Below are 20667 nucleotides of genomic sequence, written 5' to 3'. Positions count from 1 at the left end.
CTATGGTGATGTCAAAAAGTGAATTTTTCAGCGGTTTCGACTTTGCAGCAGTCGGAATCTAAAGGCTGATTAAGACTATAAATTTATTTTAAACTTAAAATTATTGCTATGACAATTTTGACTAATGTAATGAGCGAGATGTCTACGGAGGTAGTTGCTGAGGCTACCGAAGGAGCTGTAGCGCTTTTTACTGCAAACAACATCTGGATGATGTTGGCTACTGCTTTAGTGTTTATCATGCACTTAGGCTTTGCGGGTGTTGAGGCAGGTTTTGGACAATCCAAAAACACAGTTAACATCCTTTTCAAAAACACGATCACGCCGATCATAGGTCTTTTGACTTATTATATCTGCGGGTTCAACCTGATGTATCCAGGATTTGCTGAAGGTGACGCTGGAATCTTCGGATTTGCAGGTCCATTTTTAGATGCCGGTGACGGTGCTTCTATCGATTACGCTGGAGGTGGATACACTTACTGGACTGACTTCTTGTTCCAGGGTATGTTCGCAGCTACTGCAGCTACAATCGTATCTGGAGCTATCGCTGAGCGTGTGAAAGTTTCTGCTTACATGATCTTCACAGTAATCTACGTAGGTCTTGTTTACCCATGGTTAGGTTCATGGAAATGGGGTGCTGGATGGTTAGATATGATGGGATTCTATGATTTCGCTGGTTCTACTTTGGTTCACTCTGTAGGTGGATGGGGTGCACTAGCTGGTATCATCATCATCGGACCACGTCTTGGAAAATACGTAGACGGAAAAGTAATCGACAAGCCAGGTGCTTCTGTTCCTTTGGCAGTAATCGGTGTTTTCCTACTTTGGTTAGGGTGGTTCGGATTCAACGGTGGATCTGTACTTTCTGCTGATCCAGATTTGACTTCTTATGTATTGGTGACTACTTGTCTTGCTGCATGTACTGGAGGTCTTTTCGGATTCTTCACTGCTAAAATCGTGTTCAAAAGAATGGACCTGGGTATGGTGTTGAACGGTATCCTTGCTGGTCTAGTAGGTATCACTGCCGGTGCTGACGTAGTATCTGTTCCTTCTGCATTGATTATCGGAGCTGTTGCTGGTGTATTGGTAGTATTGTCTGCTATCACTTTGGACAAATTCAAATTGGATGATGTTGTAGGAGCTGTTTCTGTTCACTTGACTTGTGGTATCTGGGGTACACTTGCTGTTGGTATCTTCGGTATCGGTGAGTTCTCATTCATGACTCAATTGATCGGTGTATTGGCTTACGGTGCTGTTGCATTCCCAATCGCTTTCATCTTGTTCTACATCTTGAAACTGACTATCGGTGTGAGAGTATCTGAACAACACGAAACTGAAGGTTTGGATAGCCACGAGCACGGAATCAGAGGTTACACTATCATTTACGACGAATAAGATTTACATCTTAAGATATAAAAAAGAAGACCTGTTCGTACCGTGGTGCGAACACGGCTGAACAGGTCTTTTCTCAAAATTTTAATTTCAACTCTAAATAAAACTAATAATGAAAAATTTTACAAGAGTATTGTTAGCAGCTTTGCTAGTAGCATCTTTTGCAGCGACTGCACAGGATGAAGAATCACCAGCATTGTCTATCTCGGGTAGTGTAGATGCTTATTACAGAGTAAACTTGAATGGTACCAATGATGAAAGAACTGGAGGAACTATTGCGCCAGGAACTTCATTTGCAAATAAAACTGGTTTTGCCCTTGGTATGGCTAATCTTATTGTTGGTTTGGACGGCGAAAAAACTGGATTTGTTGCTGATTTAGCTTTCGGACCAAGAGGTACTGATGCAGTGTTTGGTTCTACTACTGCTTCTTCAAGCATTGTTAACCAATTGTACGCCTATTGGAATGTTAGTGACGCTGTGACGTTGACAGTAGGTAATTTCAATACTTTCTTGGGATACGAAGTTATTTCTCCAACAGCTAACTTCAACTACTCTACTTCTTACATGTTCTCATACGGACCGTTCTCTCACTCTGGTTTGAAAGCAGACATGGCATTTGGTGATTTCAGTGTTATGTTGGGTGTGTTTAACCCAACAGATTTAACTGACTTCAACCCAACTGGAAGATACCTTGGAGGTGTTCAGTTAGGATATGGTGGAGTTTATTTGAACTTCTTGTTTGATGATGATTTCTTCCAGGCTGACTTAACTGCAGGATGGGACTTGGGTGAGTCTTTCTATTTAGGAGTGAATGCAACTACTGCTTCTGATAGCTTCTATGGTGGTGCACTTTACTTACAGAATTCATTCTCTGATGATTTTTCTCTTGGCCTTAGAGGGGAATATTTCTCTGATCAAGGTGTTGGAGCAATTACATTTGAAGAAAATGTAATTGACCTAACTTTATCTGCAAACTATTCAATTGGAAATTTGACTATTATCCCAGAAATCAGAACTGATATCTATTCAGCTGATGAGGTGATCGAAGATGCTGATGGTATCGATGTATCAGGTGACCCAATCAACCCAACATATGGTAGCAACTTGTCTTCATTCACAATTGCTGCTGTATACGCATTCTAATAAGAACTTTTATTAAGTGTTTAAGCAATTTTAAGTATTTGGGGTGGTGCATGCATCGCTCCAAATACTTTTTGAGTTGCTCCCTGAATTGACTGGCACTGGATAAGGCTGGTTTCAAAAAAGTTGCTAAATTTGAATTCCGTAGAAATACGTACGCTTTCAGTCGAAAGCATCGCCAGATAATACTCATCTGCTCTAACAACACAGACCCAATAATTGAAAAAAAGCTTAGAATTAGAAAATTATTAAATACTTATAGAAAATGGCAAAATCTAAATTGGAGTACATTTGGCTTGATGGTTATAAGCCTACACAATCTTTGAGAAGTAAAACGAAATTGGTAGATGATTTCAGCGGAAAGTTGGAAGACTTACCAGATTGGTCTTTTGACGGTAGCTCTACTGAGCAGGCAGAAGGCGGTTCGTCTGACTGTATCATGAAACCAGTCTTTGTATGCCCTGATCCGGCTGTTAAAGATGGTTGGTTAGTAATGACTGAAGTATTAAACGCTGATGGAACACCTCATGAATCTAATGGTCGTGCTTTGATCGATGATGAGGATGATGATTTCTGGTTTGGATTTGAGCAAGAATATTTCATCTGGGACAACACTACCAACAGACCTATCGGTTTCCCAGAAGGTGGTTTCCCAGCTCCACAAGGACCATACTACTGTGGTGTAGGTGGACAAAACGTATTCGGTAGAGATATTAAAGACGAGCACCTGGAACTTTGTATCGAGGCAGGTCTAGATATCGAAGGTACTAACGGTGAAGTAGCTGCTGGTCAGTGGGAATTCCAGATCATGGCTAAAGGCGCTGCATCTGCAGGTGACCAAATCTGGGTAGCAAGATACATGTTGGAAAGATTGACTGAAAAATATGGTGGTCTTTCTATCAACTATCACCCAAAACCATTAGGTCAACTAGACTGGAATGGTTCAGGTATGCACGCTAACTTCTCTAACTCTTTGATCAGAACTGCTGCATCTGAAGCTAAGATCAAAGAAGTATGTGAAGCATTTAGAAGCGTAGTAGATGAGCACATCGCAGTATATGGAGCTTACAACGATCAGCGTTTGACTGGTAAGCACGAAACTGCTGCTATCACTGATTTCTCTTACGGAGTTTCTGATAGAGGTGCTTCTATCCGTATTCCATTGTACACTAAGAACAACGGATGGTCAGGATACTTGGAAGACAGAAGACCTGCTTCTAACGCAGATCCTTACAAAGTGGCTGCAAGAATTATCAAAACAGTTAAGACTGTTAAATAAGCAAAGCATAAGTTTAAATTTAAAAAGGGCATCTATTGGATGCCCTTTTTTTGTTTAGTTTAATCTGAAATGAATAGGTACAATCATTCTCACACGTACAGCCTTACCTCTTTGTTTACCTGGATTCCATTTAGGCGCTTTTGCTAAGACTCTGGCAGCTTCTTCGTCACATCCCCCGCCTATACCTTTGATTACTTCTATGTTGGACAATGAGCCATCCCTGTCTACGATGAATTGCACGAATACTCGGCCTTCAATGTCCATTCTTCTGGCCTGACTAGGGTATTTCATTTCTTTGCTGATAAACTTATAGAATGAGGCCATTCCGCCAGTAGGCTCAGGCATTTGTTCTACTATTCCAGTCCAAACCTCTGGTTCCTCTTCCTTGATCGGCTCATCAATTATAATGTCATTAAAATCAATCTCTTCTGCTTCCGGAATTGTTTCCAATACTTCTTCTATTTCCACGTTAGTTTCTACAAACACCGGAGCCTGGATGGACTTTCTTTCTATAGGTTTTGGTCGTTCGGGTGGATGGATAATAGTAGCCACCGGCTCCATAAATATCAATGCGTCTTTTTCCTCAAGTGTATAAGGTAAGTCATAGACAGTCACTTCAGTTTTCCACTGAAATGCGGTAATGACAAGTGACAAACTGACCAATAGGCCAATACTAAAAAACATTCCTCTTTTGCGTTCCAGATCGATATCTGGATTTTTTCTCAATTCCATAATTGTAAATTTTAAATGGTTAAATATTCAATCACAGAACTAAGACTGCTCCCGGGATGAGCCTTAATTATGTATTTCTTTTTATTTGAATTCGTCGAAAATCATTTGATCGACGTTTTCTTTTTGTTCTTGTTTGGGTGGGTTTAGTATTCTGATGGTACCCACGACCATCATGCCCAATATCAACACAGCCGCTACCAGCAAGATCCATAACCTTCGAGTGGAAGTAGATCTTTTTTCTTGCTGCACGAGATCACTCAAGGTTCTAAAGTCCTTGTGCTTTTCTATTTGGCTCTTTTTTACAGCCTCTCGCCTCAATCTGATATCGTATTTTGTCATGATTCTTCTACTTATGACGAATGCGAAAATGTTGCTGTTTTTTTCACTTTTCTTAAATCAGTCATCTATTGATTACTAAATAATTAATAAGGCTAGGCCTTTCGTATCGAATCAAATTTCTCTTTCAATTTATCCAATGCGCGATACAATCGCATCTTTATCCCACTTTCCTTCTTGTCCAAAATGAAAGCGATTTCTTTAAAATTCTTATTCTCAAAAAATTTCAATTCCAGTATTTGAATCTCATCGTCCTCTAGTTCATCTACAAGCTGCATCAACACAGATAGCTTTTCTTCTGGGTCCTCTAGTTGATCGCAGGTCATGACCAAACTTACTTTTTCATCTTCCAGACTCAGATGCATCTGCTTCTTGGTCTCACGAAAATATTTATTGGTTTCGTTGGCGGCAATGCGATATAGCCATGCACCAAAACCTACTTCACGTATTTCGTATTTAGGTAGTGCCTTCATGGCGTTCATAAATACACGAGAAGTGATATCAGCCGTCGCTTGCTCCTCGTCCGTCCGACGATAGATGAAGCGAAATATCGATTCATAATACTTGTTGTACAAGGGCTCAAAGTGCTTGACGTCAGCCTTCGCTCTTTGTATAATATCTGCTTCTGAGTGATTCACTTTGGCCTGTTTTGTTATTCTTTACCCTTTCAATCCCTAACTTGTAATAAAGTCACAATAATTCTATCAAAAAATATTTTTTGATAGCGAATTCATTTGGAAAGCCTTTATTTTGAGCTCCAATGGCCACTATTGACAAGGAAAAACTAAGAACAGTTTTCTTAAGAAAACGAAAAATGTTGTCCGAATTTCAGGCGGATCAGTTATCAGTAGCCATCAGTCAGAGGTTTGATGCTTTTTTGTCTGAAAAGAAAATTCAAAATGTACACCTTTTCCTACCCATCACTAAGCAACGTGAAGTCAATACGTGGAGGATCTTAGAAAACCTAGGTGCAAAACAAGTAGAAGCTGTCATATCAAGGTCAGATTTGAACCAAAATACTTTGACCCATTATTTGTTCGAATCCAAAGATCAGCTTAGCGTGAACAAATGGGGGATCCCTGAACCTGTTTCTGGCAAACAGGTAGATGTGTCGGCTATCGATATGGTATTGGTGCCTATGGTGGTTTTTGATCGCAATGGGCATAGGATCGGGTATGGCAAAGGCTATTACGATCGGTTTTTGAGTGAGTGCAGGCCAGATTGTATAAAAGTAGGGTTGAGTATGATGCCACCGATAGATATCATTCCGTATACAGATCCGTATGATATTCCTTTAGACTATTGTGTGACACCCTTAAAGACATATGAATTTTGATCATGAGTGAAAAAAATAAATACGATATCATCATCATTGGAGGAGGGCCGATTGGTTTGGCTTGTGGAATTGAAGCGGAGAAGAAAGGGTTGACTTATCGAATCATCGAGAAAGGTTGTCTGGTCAATTCGCTCTACAACTATCCGATGAATATGACTTTTTTTTCTACCTCTGAAAAATTAGAAATAGGAGGAGTGCCTTTCATCTCCCACAATAGCAAACCAACCCGGTCAGAGGCATTGGAGTATTATCGAAGGGTCACTACCACTTGGGATTTGAAAGTGAATCTATATGAAAAGGTGGAATCGGTAAAAAATGACGAGGGGTTTATCATCAAAACAGACAAGGCTACTTATGAGTCTGAACACGTGATTTTGGCCACTGGATTTTATGACTTGCCCTTCTTGCTAAATGTGAAAGGTGAAGATCTACCAAAGGTGAAACACTACTATGATGAGCCGCATCCTTATTTTGGTCAGAAAGTGATTGTAATCGGAGCAGCCAATTCTGCAGTAGATGTTGCGTTGGAAACTTATAGAAAGGGCGCTGAAGTAACCATGGTTGTTCGTGAGCCAGAGATCAATCCTCGGGTGAAATATTGGGTGCGCCCGGATATTGACAATCGGATCAAGGAAGGGTCGATCAAGGCATACTTTAATTCCTCCATTACAGAAATTCGCGAACATGAGGTGGATATCCAAAGTCCTGAGGGACCGGTGACGATTGATAACGATTTTGTACTGGCCATGACGGGCTACCAGCCCAGCTTTCCATTTCTAGAAGGAATGGGTATTCAGATCGGGGATGATGATATGAAGACCCCAGTCCATAACCCTGAGACCATGGAGACGAACGTATCTGGATTGTTTTTGGCAGGTGTGGTCTGCGGAGGCCTGCAAACCAACAAATGGTTCATTGAGAATTCGCGAATACATGCAGAAGTGATCATCGAGCAGATAGCCTCTAGAGAACTCAACCTTTCATGAATTTTCTGACTCTTGACTATCTGAGTAAGGGCAGCCCCAGGCAAGTCGAAGCTTTTCGGTTGCTTCAAGAGCAAAGGTGGATGGAGTGGTTACAGCCTTACCACCCCATTTTGGTTGGCACGATTCCAATCAATATCGATGTGGCAGGTAGCGACTTAGATATTATTTGCGAGGTTTCAGATCTTGAGCATTTCGGTCAATTTTTGAAATCAAAATTTCAGTTCGAATCGAGTTTTCAAGTTCATCTAAAAAGCATCAATCAAATTGCTTCGGTGGTGGCGAAATTCGAAAAGGAGGGGTATGATATCGAGATTTTTGGTCAGAATGTACCTACTCAAAAGCAAGATGCTTATCGACATATGTTAGTAGAGCATCGAATTCTTCAAGAAAGAGGCGATCGTTTTCGAAAACAAATCATCGATTTGAAAAAACAAGGAGTGAAAACCGAACCGGCATTTGCCCAACTCCTGGGCCTGAAAGGGAATCCCTATCAGGCATTGCTTGATTTGGAATAAATCAAACCCATTTCTTGCCAAAGTATTCTTTGGCGGCCTGCATCACCTTGGGCGAAAGGTAAAGTGCAGAGACCATCGTCGGGATAGACATCAGGCCATACATCACGAATATCAGGCTGACCACTCCATCCAGGCTCCATACCGATCCGATCAGAATAATCCCCACATACCAATAGTTGAAATAGCGGCCATATTTTGCTCCTATGAGATAGGAGAGGCATTTCTGCCCCAGGTATGAAAATCCAAAGACGGTAGTAAAAGCAAAGATCAATACACATACGAAAAGCACATAGTGTCCAAAGAATGGGATAGAATCGTCAAATGCCTTAGCGGTAAGGGAAATCCCATCCAGATCGGTTTCGGTCCAGACACCTGTGGATAGAATACAAAGGGCTGTCATGGTACAGATCACCAAAGTATCGATGAATGGCCCCAGCATGGCTGCCAGGCCTTCTCGTACGGGTTCATCCGTCTTAGCTGCTCCGTGCATCATCGGAGCAGTTCCTATTCCTGCTTCGTTGGAGAAGGCGGCACGTTTGGCTCCTTCTACGACGATCGCTCCCACTGCTCCACCCAGTACGGCCTGGGCTTGAAATGCGTCCTGAAAGATGAAGAAGAAACTGTCAACTACGCCAGACCAATTGACTACCATGATGAAAATTACGCTAAGGATATAAACCACTACCATGAAAGGAACCAGTCTTGAAGCTACCTCACCTATTCTTTTGATCCCTCCAAAAATCACGAGGACGGCAAAGAAGACAATGATCAGCCCTAGTGAAAGGTCCAACAAAAACTCATTTTCTGGCATATAACCCAATGGTTTAATCAGTACATCTTTGGTCACTTGCACGATTTGATTGGCCTGAAAAATCGGAGTAGCCCCGAAAAATCCCGCAATGGCGAAGAAGGCTGCTAGTGGTTTGAAAATCTTCGGCATTCCTTCACGGATCACGTACATCGGCCCACCTTGGAGTTGCCCTTCACTATCATAGCCTCGGTACATTACAGCCAAAGTACAAGTGAAGAATTTAGTAGCCATGCCTACAAAGGCACTGACCCACATCCAGAAGATAGCTCCAGGCCCTCCTGCTACGATGGCCAGCGCTACACCGCTGACATTGCCCATGCCGACTGTAGCCGCCAAGTGTCCTGACAGGGCCTGAAAGTGCGATATTTCTCCTTTTTCATCCGGGTTGTCATATTTGCCTCGGAGGATATCGATGGAGTGTTTGAGATAGCGAAAGGGAAGTAATCGAGAATAAAAAGTGAAAAACAAACCACCGCCTATTAACAGAAACAACAAGGGCTTTCCCCAAACTAATGATTCTGCTTCTTTAAAAAAATCTTCTAACAGGTATAAAAATTCCATGCAATAATATCTTGGTCGCCATCGGTTAGATGGCTGTTGTTAAATGCAAAAACGAATCAAAGTAATGGATTATAACAGTGGTTTCAAAACTTCCCAGATGTTGTCTGCGAGGATTTGATGACCTTCTGCTGTGGGGTGGATGCCATCTTCCAGGTTGAGTTCAGGAATACCTGCCACTCCTTTTAGAATGAAAGGGATCAAAGCCAAATCATACTCTTTAGCAATTTCGGGATAGATGGTTTGAAAATCTGCGGTGTATTCTGGTCCCATATTAGGCGGGATCATCATGCCTGCCAATACGATTTTACAATCAGGATAAGTCTTTTTTACCTTTTCGATAATAGCCTTTAGGTTTTTACGGGTTTCGTCTGTGCTTATGCCCCTTAGTCCATCATTGGCACCCAGCTCTAGTACAAAAATGTCGACCGGATTTTTTAGCACCCAATCCACACGAGACTTACCGCTGGCGGTGGTTTCACCACTTAGGCCGGCATTGACTGTTTGGTAGGGCAGTCCTAAGGAATCCAGTCTTTCCTGTATCAATGCTGGAAAGGCTTCCGTCAAATCCAATTGATACCCGGCAGTAATACTATTGCCGAAAAAGAGAATGGTTTGCTTCGTCTCTGTTTCAACTTTCTCACTTTCTTTGGTTTCTACTTTCGTGTTTTTTTTCTCTTTGGAATCAGAACAAGAAGTGAAAATGAGTAGAGATACCGAGGCGACAATTAGGGTAAAGCTTGAAAGTATGGAGGATTTGGGCATAGGAATTGCGCTTAATTGGATGATTAATCAAAATTAACTTTCTAATCCTAAATGGTTTGAAATAAATTAATAATTAATTTTGCGTTTTGTAAACAACATTACTTGGACCATAAACGTAAGTTCAGAACCTTTTTAACAAGACAGACTTGAGTATGAGATGGATGATGAGATCTAAGATTCACAAGGCGGTGGTCACCGAGGCGAATCTTAATTATGTAGGGAGCATAACCATCGATAAAGATTTTATCGAGATGGTTGGGTTGAGAAAAGGAGAGAAAGTCCAGATCGTAAGCAATACGTCAGGCGCTCGTCTCGAAACCTATGTGATCGAAGGGGAGCGTGGATCTAAACAAATCTGTATGAATGGCGCTGCTTCTCACTTAATCGGCGAGGGGGAAGAAATCATTATCATTGGATATGAATTGACAAATGAAGAAATCACACCTTCAGTGATTTTACTTGATGAGAATAACAATTTTGTAGAATATCTGGAGGAGTCAGTAGAACTCAACAAGTTGCTCTAATTGCATTCAGATAATAAGATATTCAAAGGTCGTCGGGTTTGACTCGACGACCTTTTTTGTTTCATTGTTTTTTATCAGGAACTAATTAATTCAAGCCTGGATGTATTTGGATTGGAAAACTTTCAGTCCAAACCAAAGCAAATAAGAGATTACAAAAATCAAAATGCCATAGATGCTAGTGATGGAAGAAACCTTTAGACCACCTGCCAATAGGGCTTGAGATATTTGCCCTGCTTGTTCTATCGCTTCAAATGCACCATATAGTCCAATGAATTGTCCCAATATGCCTATTACCATGGCAAATAAACCTATTGATTTGACTAGTCCTTGATCTACTGGTGCTGTTCCGTTTTTGATCAGAAGTATTAGTTGATAAATAAATACAGAAAAGGCACAGATGAAAACGATCGTAAGAATACTCATGAAAAGGGTGCCACCCATGTAAAATAGCTCTACCATAATTCTTTAAATTTAAGTGAAAATTATTTTAACAAAGGTGGGTTTGGGCACTATGGATAGCAATGTAGAATCCGAGTCTAAACTGGTCATTCGTCGACAAAGCTTCTTTTCCAGGCTGTTTATGTACATTTTAGCACCATGAAAATCATTCGGCATGTTTTGTTCTGGAGTACGGTTGTGCTCATGTTGACTTTGTTCTATGGGCCTTCATATGGTAGTATTTTCGAGTCTTTTTACTTCGTTTGTTTGCTACTTCCCGTGGTGCTAGCCACGGCTTATTTTTTTAATTACATATTGGTAGACCTATACCTCTTTAAGGGGCGCTATTGGAAGTTTGGCTTGTACACACTCTACTTACTGATCATTTCTTTGAATTTGGAAATGCTTGTAGTTACTGTCGCGTTCATCGTTTTGGCAGAGTATGATTATGCTAATATGAACCCGATAACCGCCGATGTTTCTGTATTGACCATTACCATGTACTTAGTGGTTTTGGGCTTGTCTTTTGTTCGACTATTTAGGTTTTATAGACAGAACCAGAGTTCCATATCTCATTTTCAGAAGGAAATAGAAAAGTCCAGCCAGGAAACCATTGTAGTCAAAGAAAATAGGAAAAACAGACCTTTGGTCATTGATGAAATTGCTTATATAGAAAGTTTGAGTGACTACATCACCATTCATTTGGCAGGAGAAAAGGTGATGACCAAAGAGAAAATCAGCAAAATGGAATCTAAACTGCCTAATCATTTTGTTAGAATTCACAGGTCATTTTTGGTGAACCAGCGGCTGATAGAAAGTTTTAATAAGGAGCAAGTAATGGTCCTTGGGCAGTCACTTCCTATTAGTCGTACCTACAAAAAGCAGGTGATGTCTGTTTTGGAATAACAAATTGAATTTATCGCCGTAAATTGGGACTTAGAGCAATTCCTTTATGTCGAAAATTTTAGAAGTCAATCAACTTTCCAAATCCTATCAGAGCGGTGATAGGCATCTCACAGTTTTAGAAGAAATTTCATTTAGTTTGGAGGCCGGTAGGTCTCTTTCGATTGTAGGTCCGTCGGGGAGTGGTAAGACTACTTTGCTAGGGCTATGTGCCGGATTGGACACGATCGATCAGGGCAGCGTCAGTATCAATGGGCATGATTTGAGCCAGCTCAGCGAGGACCAAAAGGCACAGGTGAGAAATGAGAATGTAGGTTTTGTCTTTCAAAATTTTCAGTTGATACCCACTTTGACAGCTCTGGAAAACGTCATGATTCCTCTTGAGTTGCTGGGGAAATCTTCAGCGCTAGAAGAAGCAGAGGCTTTACTAGACCAGGTTGGTCTTGCCAATCGAAAAGATCATTATCCCACTCAGTTATCTGGAGGGGAGCAGCAGCGTGTCGCATTGGCACGAGCATTCTCTAATGCGCCAAAGATTTTGTTTGCAGATGAACCGACAGGAAACCTCGATGAGGAGACAGGCAGTAAGATAGAAAAACTGCTTTTCGACTTGAATCAGGATAAAGGAACAGCTCTGGTATTGGTGACACATGATATAGAGCTGGCGCACAAAACGGATCATATGATTCGACTCAAAGGAGGAAAGATATTTGAATCCAATATGTTGAGTCAAACCACCGCCTGATTATGATTCGAAACAAACACAATCCATTTTCCTGGCTGGTCAAGATGGCCTGGCGAGACAGCCGAAAGAGTCGAGGCAAATTATTTCTTTTCACCCTTTCCATCACGATTGGTATAGGTGCACTGGTAGCCATCAATTCCTTCAAGGAAAACCTAAATGATGAGATCAATGCACAGGCTAAATCTCTTTTGGGAGCTGATTTGGAGGTGTCGTCACAGCAGCCATTTACTGAGGAGCAAATGGGGTTTATCGACTCACTTGGTATCACGGAGCGATCGTTTCAAACCCGATTTTCTTCCATGATCTACTTTCCGCAATCGGGAGGTACCCGATTGATCCAGGTCAGGAGTTTGGAAGGTGACTATCCCTATTATGGAGAGATCGAAACGCTACCTATAAAGGCTTCTAGAGATTTCTTGAAAGGACAGTATGCTCTGGTGGACGAAACCCTCATGCTTCAGTACAATGCCAATGTGGGCGATCAGATTCGGATAGGTTTGCTGGAGTTTGAGATATTGGGAAAGCTTCAGAATATCCCTGGTCAGAGCGGAGTAAGCACGGCCGTGGCTCCAGTGGTCTATATCCCTCATCAATATTTGGAGCAGACAGGTTTGGTCAAGAGAGGGAGTAGGATCTACTATTCTTATTTCTTCAAATCTGATGAAGAAATAGACGCGGAGGCTTTTGAGGAGAAATATGACGATCGAATGGAGGACTTGTCCCTCCGATATGATACCATAGAGGAACGAAAAAATGAGACCAGTGAGGCCTTCAACAATACGACTGTATTCCTCAATATGGCGGCCTTTATTGCTCTGTTGTTGGGTAGTATCGGGGTAGCAGGTGCTGTATATAGCTACCTGAAGGAAAAGAAAAGATCAGTGGCGATACTTCGCTGCATGGGGCTGAGTGGTCGAGACGCATTCAGTATTTATTTCATTCAGGTAGCGGTGATGGGGGCAATTGGATCCTTGATAGGAACTGCCCTTGGAACTTCCGTTCAGCTCTTTTTGCCAGATTTGGTTTCGGATATGCTGCCTCTTTCGATTGAGACTCATTTTTATATTTGGGTGGCACTGGAAGGGCTTTTGATTGGGATGGTAGTTACGGTACTGTTTTCACTTATGCCTTTGTTGTCTATTTTGAAAATTTCTCCTTTGAGCTCAATCAGAGCCGATTATGAAGGAGGCGATGCAGAAGGGAAAAATTGGATCTTGCGTGCAGTGCTGTATGGATTAATTACACTTTTTATATTCTTGTTTTCCTACCTTCAGATTCAGGAAATCAATCAAGCGAGTATATTTATCGGAGGGCTATTAGGTACATTTCTGGTGCTGTGGCTCTTGTCTAAAGGACTTGTGCTACTAGCCAAAAAATCTACTTCCCCGAAATGGAATTTTCTGGTTCGCCATGGGGTGTCCAATTTGCACCGGCCTCAAAATCAAACGGGGATACTGATCATCACCATAGGGATGTGTACGATGCTTATTTCTATCATGTACTTTTCTCGGCACGTACTGATTGATCAGATTACAATTGCGGGAAGTGAGGACCGGCCGAATATGGTATTGTTTGATATTCAGTCGAGTCAAAAAGAAGAGGTGAAAAAGGTAGTGGCAGATTTTGATCTTCCTATCGAGCAAGATGTGTCAGTAGTCACCATGCGATTGCTGGAGTACAATGGTATTAGCAAAAAGGAAGCAGAAGCGGATACAACCTTAGGGATTCCTGACTGGTTGTACAATAGGGAGTACCGAGTCACCTTTAGGGATAGCTTGATCGATTCGGAAACTCTGACTGAAGGTAAACTACAGGATTACCAACCTGGAGATTCGATATTTGTTTCCGTTTCGGAAGGTTTTGCAGAAAGAAGAGAATGGAAGCTGGGAGATGAAATCACATTCAATGTACAAGGTGCCCTGATGAAGACCTACATCGGTAGTTTTAGAAAAATCGATTGGAGAAGAATCCAAACCAATTTTATCGTGGTGTTTCCAGGAGGGGTATTAGAAGATGCCCCGCAGTTTCATGTACTGGTCACTAAGGTGAAAGACAATCAACAATCGGCGAAGTTTCAGCAGGCGATTGTCCGAGCATTTCCGAATATTTCTATCATCGATCTGGAATTGATTCTCAAAACGGTTGAAGAGGTTTTAGCTAAAATATCATTCGTCATTCAGTTCATGGCTTTGATTAGTGTCTTTACAGGCTTATTGGTTTTGATCAACTCCATCATCTTGAGCAAAGCGCAAAGGGTCAAAGAAAGTGTTCTGCTCCGAACCATTGGCGCTAAATCCAAACAAATCGTGGCGATCATAGCCATAGAATATTTAGTGCTAGGTGTGATTGCAGCCATTACGGGGTTGATTACTGCTCATGCGCTTACCTGGGTCCTGTCTGAAAATGTTTTCAGAGCCACCTACTCTATGGATGTAGATGCTACCTTTTATATTTTATTGGCAGTTGCTTTTTCTACCTTATTGATGGGGCTATTTAATATCCGTCCTGTTCTGAAAGAAATGCCTTTGACTATATTGAGGAGAGAATCGTAGCTGATAATCAGTGCTTTGAGGGTGTTTGGCATTTCATTTGTCTTATAAGTGAACTAGCCGTAAAACAAATGAAGCACTTTAGAATCATATTGATTATCACATTGATCAGCTGTTCGCTAATGGCGATGGTGGTTTGACCCATTTATCCTCAATATCTCCCTTTAGCATGCTGAAGGCTTGAATCTGCGCGATTTTTACTCGATTTTACATCAAAAAGCCATGAGGTATTTTCAAATAATATTTTGTATCGGAATTTCTTTGTTTCTGTTTCAATGCGAAAGTGAAAAAACGGAACAAGAGAAAATCTCACCAGAAGCTAAGGAGGTACGTCAAGTAGTTTTGGATGTTTTTCAGGCTATGTATGACAATGATAGTCTTGCAGTGAAGAAATGCTTTCAGCCTGGAGCTAAACTTTATACCATTTTTGAGCGGAATGACAGTACGCATTTTAGAGAAGGTGAGCTCAGTCAATTCGTTACAGCAGTCGGTTCACCCCATGAGGTAGAATGGATCGAACGGAGCTGGGATTATCAGGTCAGTATAGATCAGGGTTTTGCACAAGTCTGGTGCCAATATGCCTTTTTTGCCGGCGAGCGATTCAGTCACTGCGGAGTGGATGCCTTTCACTTGGTCAACACTCCTACAGGTTGGAAAATCTTTTCATTAGCAGATACCCGTAGAAAAGAAGATTGTATTTTTCCTACGGGCGAATTCTTTGAACCTCAATAAATCTTATTGAATGCTGAAGAAGTGTACGATACCAATTAGGATTTCTGATATGCTATCAGTGATTGGGTTATGAGCACTTCGTCCAATGATGTAAACGACAAACAGAATGTAAATCGTCAATAGTACAAAGGCTTTGAACTTTCCGATATACTTCCCTGTAGTGAAAATGATCACTGCAATGGATGTAAGAATCAGAAGTAAAAACCGAAGCTCAGTACTCAAGTCAACCAATTCGGCTGGCATATGAATTGGCCCGTAAATGATCGTGAATATGAAAAGAGGAAAGCCCAGCGCAAAACAGACATCAAAAATGTTGCTTCCCAGCGCATTAGAGATCGCATCGTCGTACTGACCTCTTTGAGCATCTTTGATAGATATGATGGTGTCAGGAAAACTAGAAGCAGCTGATGCTAAGATCAAGGCTACAAACATGAGTGGAATATTCAATCCATTGAAAGTGCCCAAATAAGGAACTTCGTATGTTTCTGCTCCCATCCACTCACAGGCAACTACCAACAAATAGCAAACCAGTGCAATTGCCACAGTAGAAAAGACAAGTAGTGGCCATGCATTAGCTCCAGTCACTTTAGATCTGATGAAGATGTTTTCCAGATCAAATGTTAACAAACTCTTGGTCATAGAAGGCTTTGGCTCATCATCTTCTTCCTCTTCTTCGACTTCAGCTTCGCCATCTGAAGCCAACTCTTCTAACACTCCTTTTTTGCCCATAGACAAGAACATATATGATATATACACGAGGTATACTCCCATCAGGATCATACCGTGGTACCAATCCAATTCGGAACCGCTGATCAGGATAAGGAAAATCAATTCTGTGATGATAAGAGCAATACCATCACGTAGCATTACTTTTCTTGAGACTTCAATTCTTTTGGCCAGACCTATTCCGATCACTGCTATGACAGATACCGCTGGTATCACCATGCCATTAAATATAGCACTACCTGCAGTAGTCCCTATACCTCCAGAAAATCCCGAGGCGTCTTTCAATACAAAAAGAAAGAAAATTGAAGTGAAAACTTCGGGCATTGAACTAGCGATCGCATTGATCGAAGCACCTCTAACCCCTTCTGATAAATTTCTGCCTATATATTCGGATGCTGTCATGAAACCATCTCCAGCTCTCCATATGACTACACAACTGATGGTAATAAGTAGTAGCGGTAATATTATGCCCATTATTCAAGTTTTAGCCTGTATACGTCTTGAAAACAGGCTTTTGGTTTAGTTGAATTGATTTATTTCTAAGCTGATCGGTGACTAAATTAAACTATTTTTTTAACACTATGAATGCTGATAATCAATTAAGCATAATTTCATTTGTTTATAGATTCTTTAAAGTGACAAAACAAAAAGATGGAAAGTATTCCGTTTATATATTTGGGGCGGTGAAAAAATAAATAGTTGCTTGTAAGATTAATTTGCTTTGAGCCACTATGTGCCAATTTTTTGTATCTTTAATTTTCATTTAATTAAAAACAGACCTATGGATTTTAAGACTCAAATGAGTGTGCTGGTACAGCTATCTCTGATTGATAACGAGCTTTCTAACATTGAGAAAAGATATATTTATGCTCTAGGCAAAGCCAATGGCGTAGCAGAGAAGGATATTGACGCAATTTTTAGCGATCATTTGAATGAGAAAAAAACTGCTTTGCCGGATTTGGGTCTTCTATCCGAAGATGAGATGTTTGAATACTTATACAGCATCGTTCAGTTAATGAAGGTGGACAATAAGGTATACTTGAGCGAAATTAGATTTTGTCAAAAATTAGCAGAGAAATTAGGGTATAAGAAATCCGTAATCGCAGAGCTGAGTTCCGGTATATTTAGTGATCCAGATATCACGGGCGATAGAGATCGGCTAAAACAGCTTATTATGAAGTATAAGGCCTAATTTTATTTAATTGATTAACTTGTAAGTAGACTCCCTAATAAAAACTTAGAATATGATGAATATCAAATCCCAGCTTAGTATGCTCATTGGTTTGGCCAACATCGATAATGATTTTGCAGACGATGAGAAGGACATGATTCTGATGGTCGGAAAAGCCAATGGAGTTAACGAAGAAGAGATAGAGGAATTGCTGAAGAATCCTGTTCCACTACCGGAATTGGGGACTATTTCTGACGATGAAAAATTTGAGTACCTATTTAATGTGGTGCAGCTGATGAAAATCGATAAAGAGGTGTTTTTAAGTGAAGTAAAGTATTGTGAAGATGTGGCTGTGAAGCTCGGTTTCAAAAAAGCGGTAATTGCAGAATTGTCTTCCAAGATATATTCTAATCCGGCGATAACTTCCAATAAAGAGTCTCTCAAAAAAGCAGTAATGAAATATCAAAATTGAATGCTTTTGTAAGCATTTGAAATACAAAAAATTAAGGGGCATGTCCCCTTTTTTTGTGCACTTTGTATCACTTCAATTGCCCTAGTATTTTTGACTTTATTACTAGGCAAAAATCCTTACCTTTGCACTTCGTTTTTCAGGCATGTGGAATAAGATCGCTGACATAATCATAAAGTTTCGTTTGTATTTGATCATCTTGCTGTTGGCCATTACGGCTTTCATGGCATATCAGGGGCAGTATGTCCGGTGGTCATATGTTTTGGCAAATGTCGTTCCGGACAATGATCCGGATATGGTTGATTTCAAAGAGTTTAAAAAGATTTTTGGTGAGGATGGTAATATCCTGGCCCTGGGGATATTGGATAGTGCGGTCTACAAGACCGACAACTTCCGGAAATTGGGCTATATGTCCAATGAGTTGCTCAATATCAAAGGTGTCAATGAAGTACTGAGTGTCCCCACCTTGAAAAAATTGGTCAAAGACCAGGAGGCTAAGCGATTCAAGCTGGAGCCAGTTTTTGATAGTTTTCCGAGTGATCAGAAAAAACTAGACAGTTTGATCAGGTATGCACTGGATATCAAATTCTACAGTGGCCAGCTGATCAATCCAAATAATGGAGCTAGTGTAGTTCTAGTGACTATTGACAAGGCTCTAATGGATTCGGATGATCGCAATCGAGTGGTTTCCGATATACTTTTTGTGACTGAGGCTTTTACAGAGGATACTGGGATTCAATTGAGGTATGCTGGTCTTCCTTATGTTAGATATATCAATACATCTAAGCTCAAGGACGAGCTAAGGATGTTTTTAGTCTTATCGGTGATAGTGACTGGCTTCATTTTGTTCCTATTCTTCCGCTCTTTCAAGGTACTCTTAGTCGCTCTTGGTATCATTGGAATGGTGGTGCTATGGGTAGTCGGGACTCTGGTACTCTTCGATTTTGAGATCACCTTACTTACCGGCTTGCTGCCTCCTATCATCGTAGTGATAGGGATACCGAATACGGTATACATGATCAACAAATATCATCAGGAGTATTTCGCCCATGGTGATCAAATGAGAGCCATAAGAACCATAATCCGAAAAATTGGTATTGTTACCTTCATTACGAATGTGACTACTGCGGTAGGGTTTTTGGTGTTGGCCCTGACAGATATAGTGATTCTCAAAGAATTCGGTATCGTAGCGGGGATCAATATCCTGGCCACTTTTGTGGTGAGTATGATCATGATCCCTTCGGTGTTTTCTTATCTGAAACCGCCGGGACAAAGGCATTTGAAGCATTTGGAGTTCAAAATGCTCAATTCAGTTCTTTCCGTGTTGGACCTTTTGGTGCACAGGTATAAGGAATATGTATTCGTCATAACTATCATAATAGCTGCAATTTGTATTTATGGGATCAGCCAGATTCAGGCAGTATCTTATATGGTAGATGATTTGCCAGACGAGAGCCAAACCAAGAAAGATCTGGCTTTTTTCGAAGAGCATTTCGCCGGGGTTATGCCGCTGGAAATTGTGATTGATACCAAAAGAAAGAAAGGGGTTCAGAATCTATCTAATTTGAGAAAGATCGATGAGTTTGAGACTTTCCTTGATTCTATCGATTTTGTTTCCAAGCCGATTTCAGTGGTGAGTTTTATCAAAGCAACCAGACAGGCATTTTACAATGACAAGTCGGCCTACTATTCCTTGCCGAATAATCGGGATAAGAATTTCATTTTAAGATATCTGAAAGAAGAAACCGACAACATCAATCTGGCAACCAAGTTTGTCGATTCTACAGGTCAAAAGATCAGAGTGTCATTGAAAATGGCCGACATTGGCTCTGTGAAAATGGACTCTTTGGTCAATCAGGTAATTGAGCCTCGAATCGATGATATTTTTGGAACGACTGAATTTGATGTGGCGATTACTGGTACGACCTTGCTCTTTATCAAAGGAAATAAGTTCCTGATTGACAATCTGATCACAAGTATGATCATTGCATTTGTGATCATAGCATTTATCATGGGGCTGCTGTTTAGGAACTTCAAAATGATCATTATTTGTTTGATTCCTAATATTATCCCGCTGTTGATCACCGGAGGAATGATGGGATTAGCAGGCATACCGTTGAAGCCAAGTACGGCTTTGATTTTCAGTATTGCTTTTGGTATTTCAGTAGATGACTCCATTCATTTTCTGGCCAAATACAGACAAGAGCTTTTTGCCAATAATTTCTTCGTGCCAGTAGCAGTGAGTAAGAGTATTCGCGAAACAGGTGCGAGTATGATTTATACCTCCATTATTTTATTCTTTGGCTTTGTGATTTTTGCAGCCTCTGAATTTGGCGGAACAGTAGCGCTTGGAACCTTGACATCCACTACACTGTTGATGGCTATGTTAACGAACCTGACCTTGTTGCCAGCTTTGTTGCTAAGATTTGATAGTGGAAAGAGAAACAAAGAAGATCACCCATTGATTGAACAATATCCAGAGTTCTATGATGAGAACGAAGACGAAGAAATAGATCTTGATCTGCTGGATAAAGAAGAAAAGAATAAAGATTAATCACTCGA

The 20667-nt window shown here is 40.8% G+C and carries 21 protein-coding genes; 14 read left to right on the top strand and 7 right to left on the bottom strand.

Annotated features, from left to right (window positions below; translation table 11 throughout):
- Positions 1-129: 129 nt before the first annotated feature.
- The 3 genes from N7U62_RS14820 to N7U62_RS14810 all read left to right on the top strand — a co-directional run bounded on the left by N7U62_RS14820 (position 130) and on the right by N7U62_RS14810 (position 3809).
- Complete coding sequence (locus N7U62_RS14820; protein WP_404818036.1) at positions 130-1392, top strand: ammonium transporter; 1263 nt, start codon at positions 130-132, stop codon at positions 1390-1392.
- 109 nt (positions 1393-1501) lie between these two features.
- Positions 1502-2533, top strand: coding sequence for an outer membrane beta-barrel protein (locus N7U62_RS14815; protein ID WP_264138773.1), 1032 nt, complete (start codon positions 1502-1504; stop codon positions 2531-2533).
- A gap of 262 nt (positions 2534-2795) precedes the next feature.
- Positions 2796-3809: a glutamine synthetase beta-grasp domain-containing protein gene (locus N7U62_RS14810; protein ID WP_264138772.1), complete on the top strand. Its 1014-nt coding sequence runs from the start codon at positions 2796-2798 to the stop codon at positions 3807-3809.
- 54 nt (positions 3810-3863) lie between these two features.
- On the opposite strand, the gene N7U62_RS14805 is transcribed toward N7U62_RS14810, so the two are convergent.
- The 3 genes from N7U62_RS14805 to N7U62_RS14795 all read right to left on the bottom strand — a co-directional run bounded on the left by N7U62_RS14805 (position 3864) and on the right by N7U62_RS14795 (position 5515).
- Entirely contained in the window at positions 3864-4541 is a 678-nt protein-coding gene (locus N7U62_RS14805; protein ID WP_264138771.1) for an energy transducer TonB, read from the bottom strand.
- A gap of 81 nt (positions 4542-4622) precedes the next feature.
- Positions 4623-4880 carry a hypothetical protein gene (locus N7U62_RS14800; protein ID WP_264138770.1) on the bottom strand — a complete coding sequence of 86 codons (258 nt, stop codon included), beginning with the start codon at positions 4878-4880 and terminating at the stop codon, positions 4623-4625.
- 92 nt (positions 4881-4972) lie between these two features.
- Entirely contained in the window at positions 4973-5515 is a 543-nt protein-coding gene (locus N7U62_RS14795; protein WP_264138769.1) for an RNA polymerase sigma factor, read from the bottom strand.
- A 122-nt stretch (positions 5516-5637) separates the two neighbouring features.
- Between N7U62_RS14795 and N7U62_RS14790 the strand changes: the two genes are divergently transcribed.
- The 3 genes from N7U62_RS14790 to N7U62_RS14780 are packed head-to-tail and all read left to right on the top strand — an operon-like array spanning position 5638 to position 7714.
- On the top strand, positions 5638-6213 hold the full coding sequence (locus N7U62_RS14790; RefSeq protein ID WP_264138768.1) for a 5-formyltetrahydrofolate cyclo-ligase: 576 nt from the start codon (positions 5638-5640) through the stop codon (positions 6211-6213).
- Positions 6214-6215: 2 nt separating this feature from the next.
- A complete protein-coding gene (locus tag N7U62_RS14785) occupies positions 6216-7199 on the top strand; it encodes a YpdA family putative bacillithiol disulfide reductase (RefSeq protein ID WP_264138767.1) in 984 nt (327 codons plus the stop codon).
- Positions 7196-7714, top strand: a complete 519-nt coding sequence (locus N7U62_RS14780; RefSeq protein ID WP_264138766.1) for a DUF4269 domain-containing protein — start codon at positions 7196-7198, stop codon at positions 7712-7714. The genes N7U62_RS14785 and N7U62_RS14780 overlap by 4 nt, the downstream gene beginning before the upstream one ends.
- A gap of 1 nt (position 7715) precedes the next feature.
- On the opposite strand, the gene N7U62_RS14775 is transcribed toward N7U62_RS14780, so the two are convergent.
- Complete coding sequence (locus N7U62_RS14775) at positions 7716-9086, bottom strand: alanine/glycine:cation symporter family protein (RefSeq protein WP_264138765.1); 1371 nt, start codon at positions 9084-9086, stop codon at positions 7716-7718.
- 69 nt (positions 9087-9155) lie between these two features.
- On the bottom strand, positions 9156-9848 hold the full coding sequence (locus N7U62_RS14770) for an arylesterase (protein WP_264138764.1): 693 nt from the start codon (positions 9846-9848) through the stop codon (positions 9156-9158).
- 161 nt (positions 9849-10009) lie between these two features.
- Between N7U62_RS14770 and panD the strand changes: the two genes are divergently transcribed.
- Positions 10010-10372 carry an aspartate 1-decarboxylase gene (panD, locus tag N7U62_RS14765; protein WP_318840693.1) on the top strand — a complete coding sequence of 121 codons (363 nt, stop codon included), beginning with the start codon at positions 10010-10012 and terminating at the stop codon, positions 10370-10372.
- Positions 10373-10462: 90 nt separating this feature from the next.
- On the opposite strand, the gene N7U62_RS14760 is transcribed toward panD, so the two are convergent.
- Positions 10463-10831, bottom strand: a complete 369-nt coding sequence (locus N7U62_RS14760) for a MotA/TolQ/ExbB proton channel family protein (protein WP_264138762.1) — start codon at positions 10829-10831, stop codon at positions 10463-10465.
- A 138-nt stretch (positions 10832-10969) separates the two neighbouring features.
- Here N7U62_RS14760 and N7U62_RS14755 point away from each other — a divergent pair, with 138 nt between their 5' ends.
- The 4 genes from N7U62_RS14755 to N7U62_RS14740 all read left to right on the top strand — a co-directional run bounded on the left by N7U62_RS14755 (position 10970) and on the right by N7U62_RS14740 (position 15739).
- Positions 10970-11716, top strand: coding sequence for a LytR/AlgR family response regulator transcription factor (locus N7U62_RS14755; RefSeq protein ID WP_264138761.1), 747 nt, complete (start codon positions 10970-10972; stop codon positions 11714-11716).
- Positions 11717-11762: 46 nt separating this feature from the next.
- Positions 11763-12458, top strand: a complete 696-nt coding sequence (locus tag N7U62_RS14750; RefSeq protein WP_264138760.1) for an ABC transporter ATP-binding protein — start codon at positions 11763-11765, stop codon at positions 12456-12458.
- Between the two features lie 2 nt (positions 12459-12460).
- Positions 12461-15010: an ABC transporter permease gene (locus N7U62_RS14745; RefSeq protein ID WP_264138759.1), complete on the top strand. Its 2550-nt coding sequence runs from the start codon at positions 12461-12463 to the stop codon at positions 15008-15010.
- Between the two features lie 219 nt (positions 15011-15229).
- On the top strand, positions 15230-15739 hold the full coding sequence (locus tag N7U62_RS14740; RefSeq protein WP_264138758.1) for a hypothetical protein: 510 nt from the start codon (positions 15230-15232) through the stop codon (positions 15737-15739).
- Between the two features lie 3 nt (positions 15740-15742).
- Here N7U62_RS14740 and N7U62_RS14735 read toward each other — a convergent pair whose 3' ends face one another.
- Positions 15743-16939 (bottom strand): sodium:calcium antiporter, encoded by a 1197-nt coding sequence (locus N7U62_RS14735; protein ID WP_264138757.1) that lies wholly within the window; start codon positions 16937-16939, stop codon positions 15743-15745.
- A gap of 307 nt (positions 16940-17246) precedes the next feature.
- On the opposite strand from N7U62_RS14735, the gene N7U62_RS14730 reads away from it, so the two are divergent.
- From N7U62_RS14730 to N7U62_RS14720, 3 genes are all read left to right on the top strand, one after another.
- Complete coding sequence (locus N7U62_RS14730) at positions 17247-17657, top strand: TerB family tellurite resistance protein (RefSeq protein WP_264138756.1); 411 nt, start codon at positions 17247-17249, stop codon at positions 17655-17657.
- A 52-nt stretch (positions 17658-17709) separates the two neighbouring features.
- The gene (locus N7U62_RS14725) at positions 17710-18108 is read left to right on the top strand and encodes a TerB family tellurite resistance protein (protein ID WP_264138755.1); all 399 of its coding nucleotides are present in this window, start codon (positions 17710-17712) and stop codon (positions 18106-18108) included.
- Between the two features lie 142 nt (positions 18109-18250).
- Entirely contained in the window at positions 18251-20659 is a 2409-nt protein-coding gene (locus tag N7U62_RS14720) for an efflux RND transporter permease subunit (protein ID WP_264138754.1), read from the top strand.
- Positions 20660-20667: the final 8 nt, after the last annotated feature.

This window comes from Reichenbachiella ulvae (genome assembly GCF_025833875.1).
In the GTDB taxonomy this organism is placed as follows: domain Bacteria; phylum Bacteroidota; class Bacteroidia; order Cytophagales; family Cyclobacteriaceae; genus Reichenbachiella; species Reichenbachiella ulvae.
Note: the sequence above shows the minus strand (reverse complement) of the source record. Positions and strands in the feature narration are given on the sequence as shown.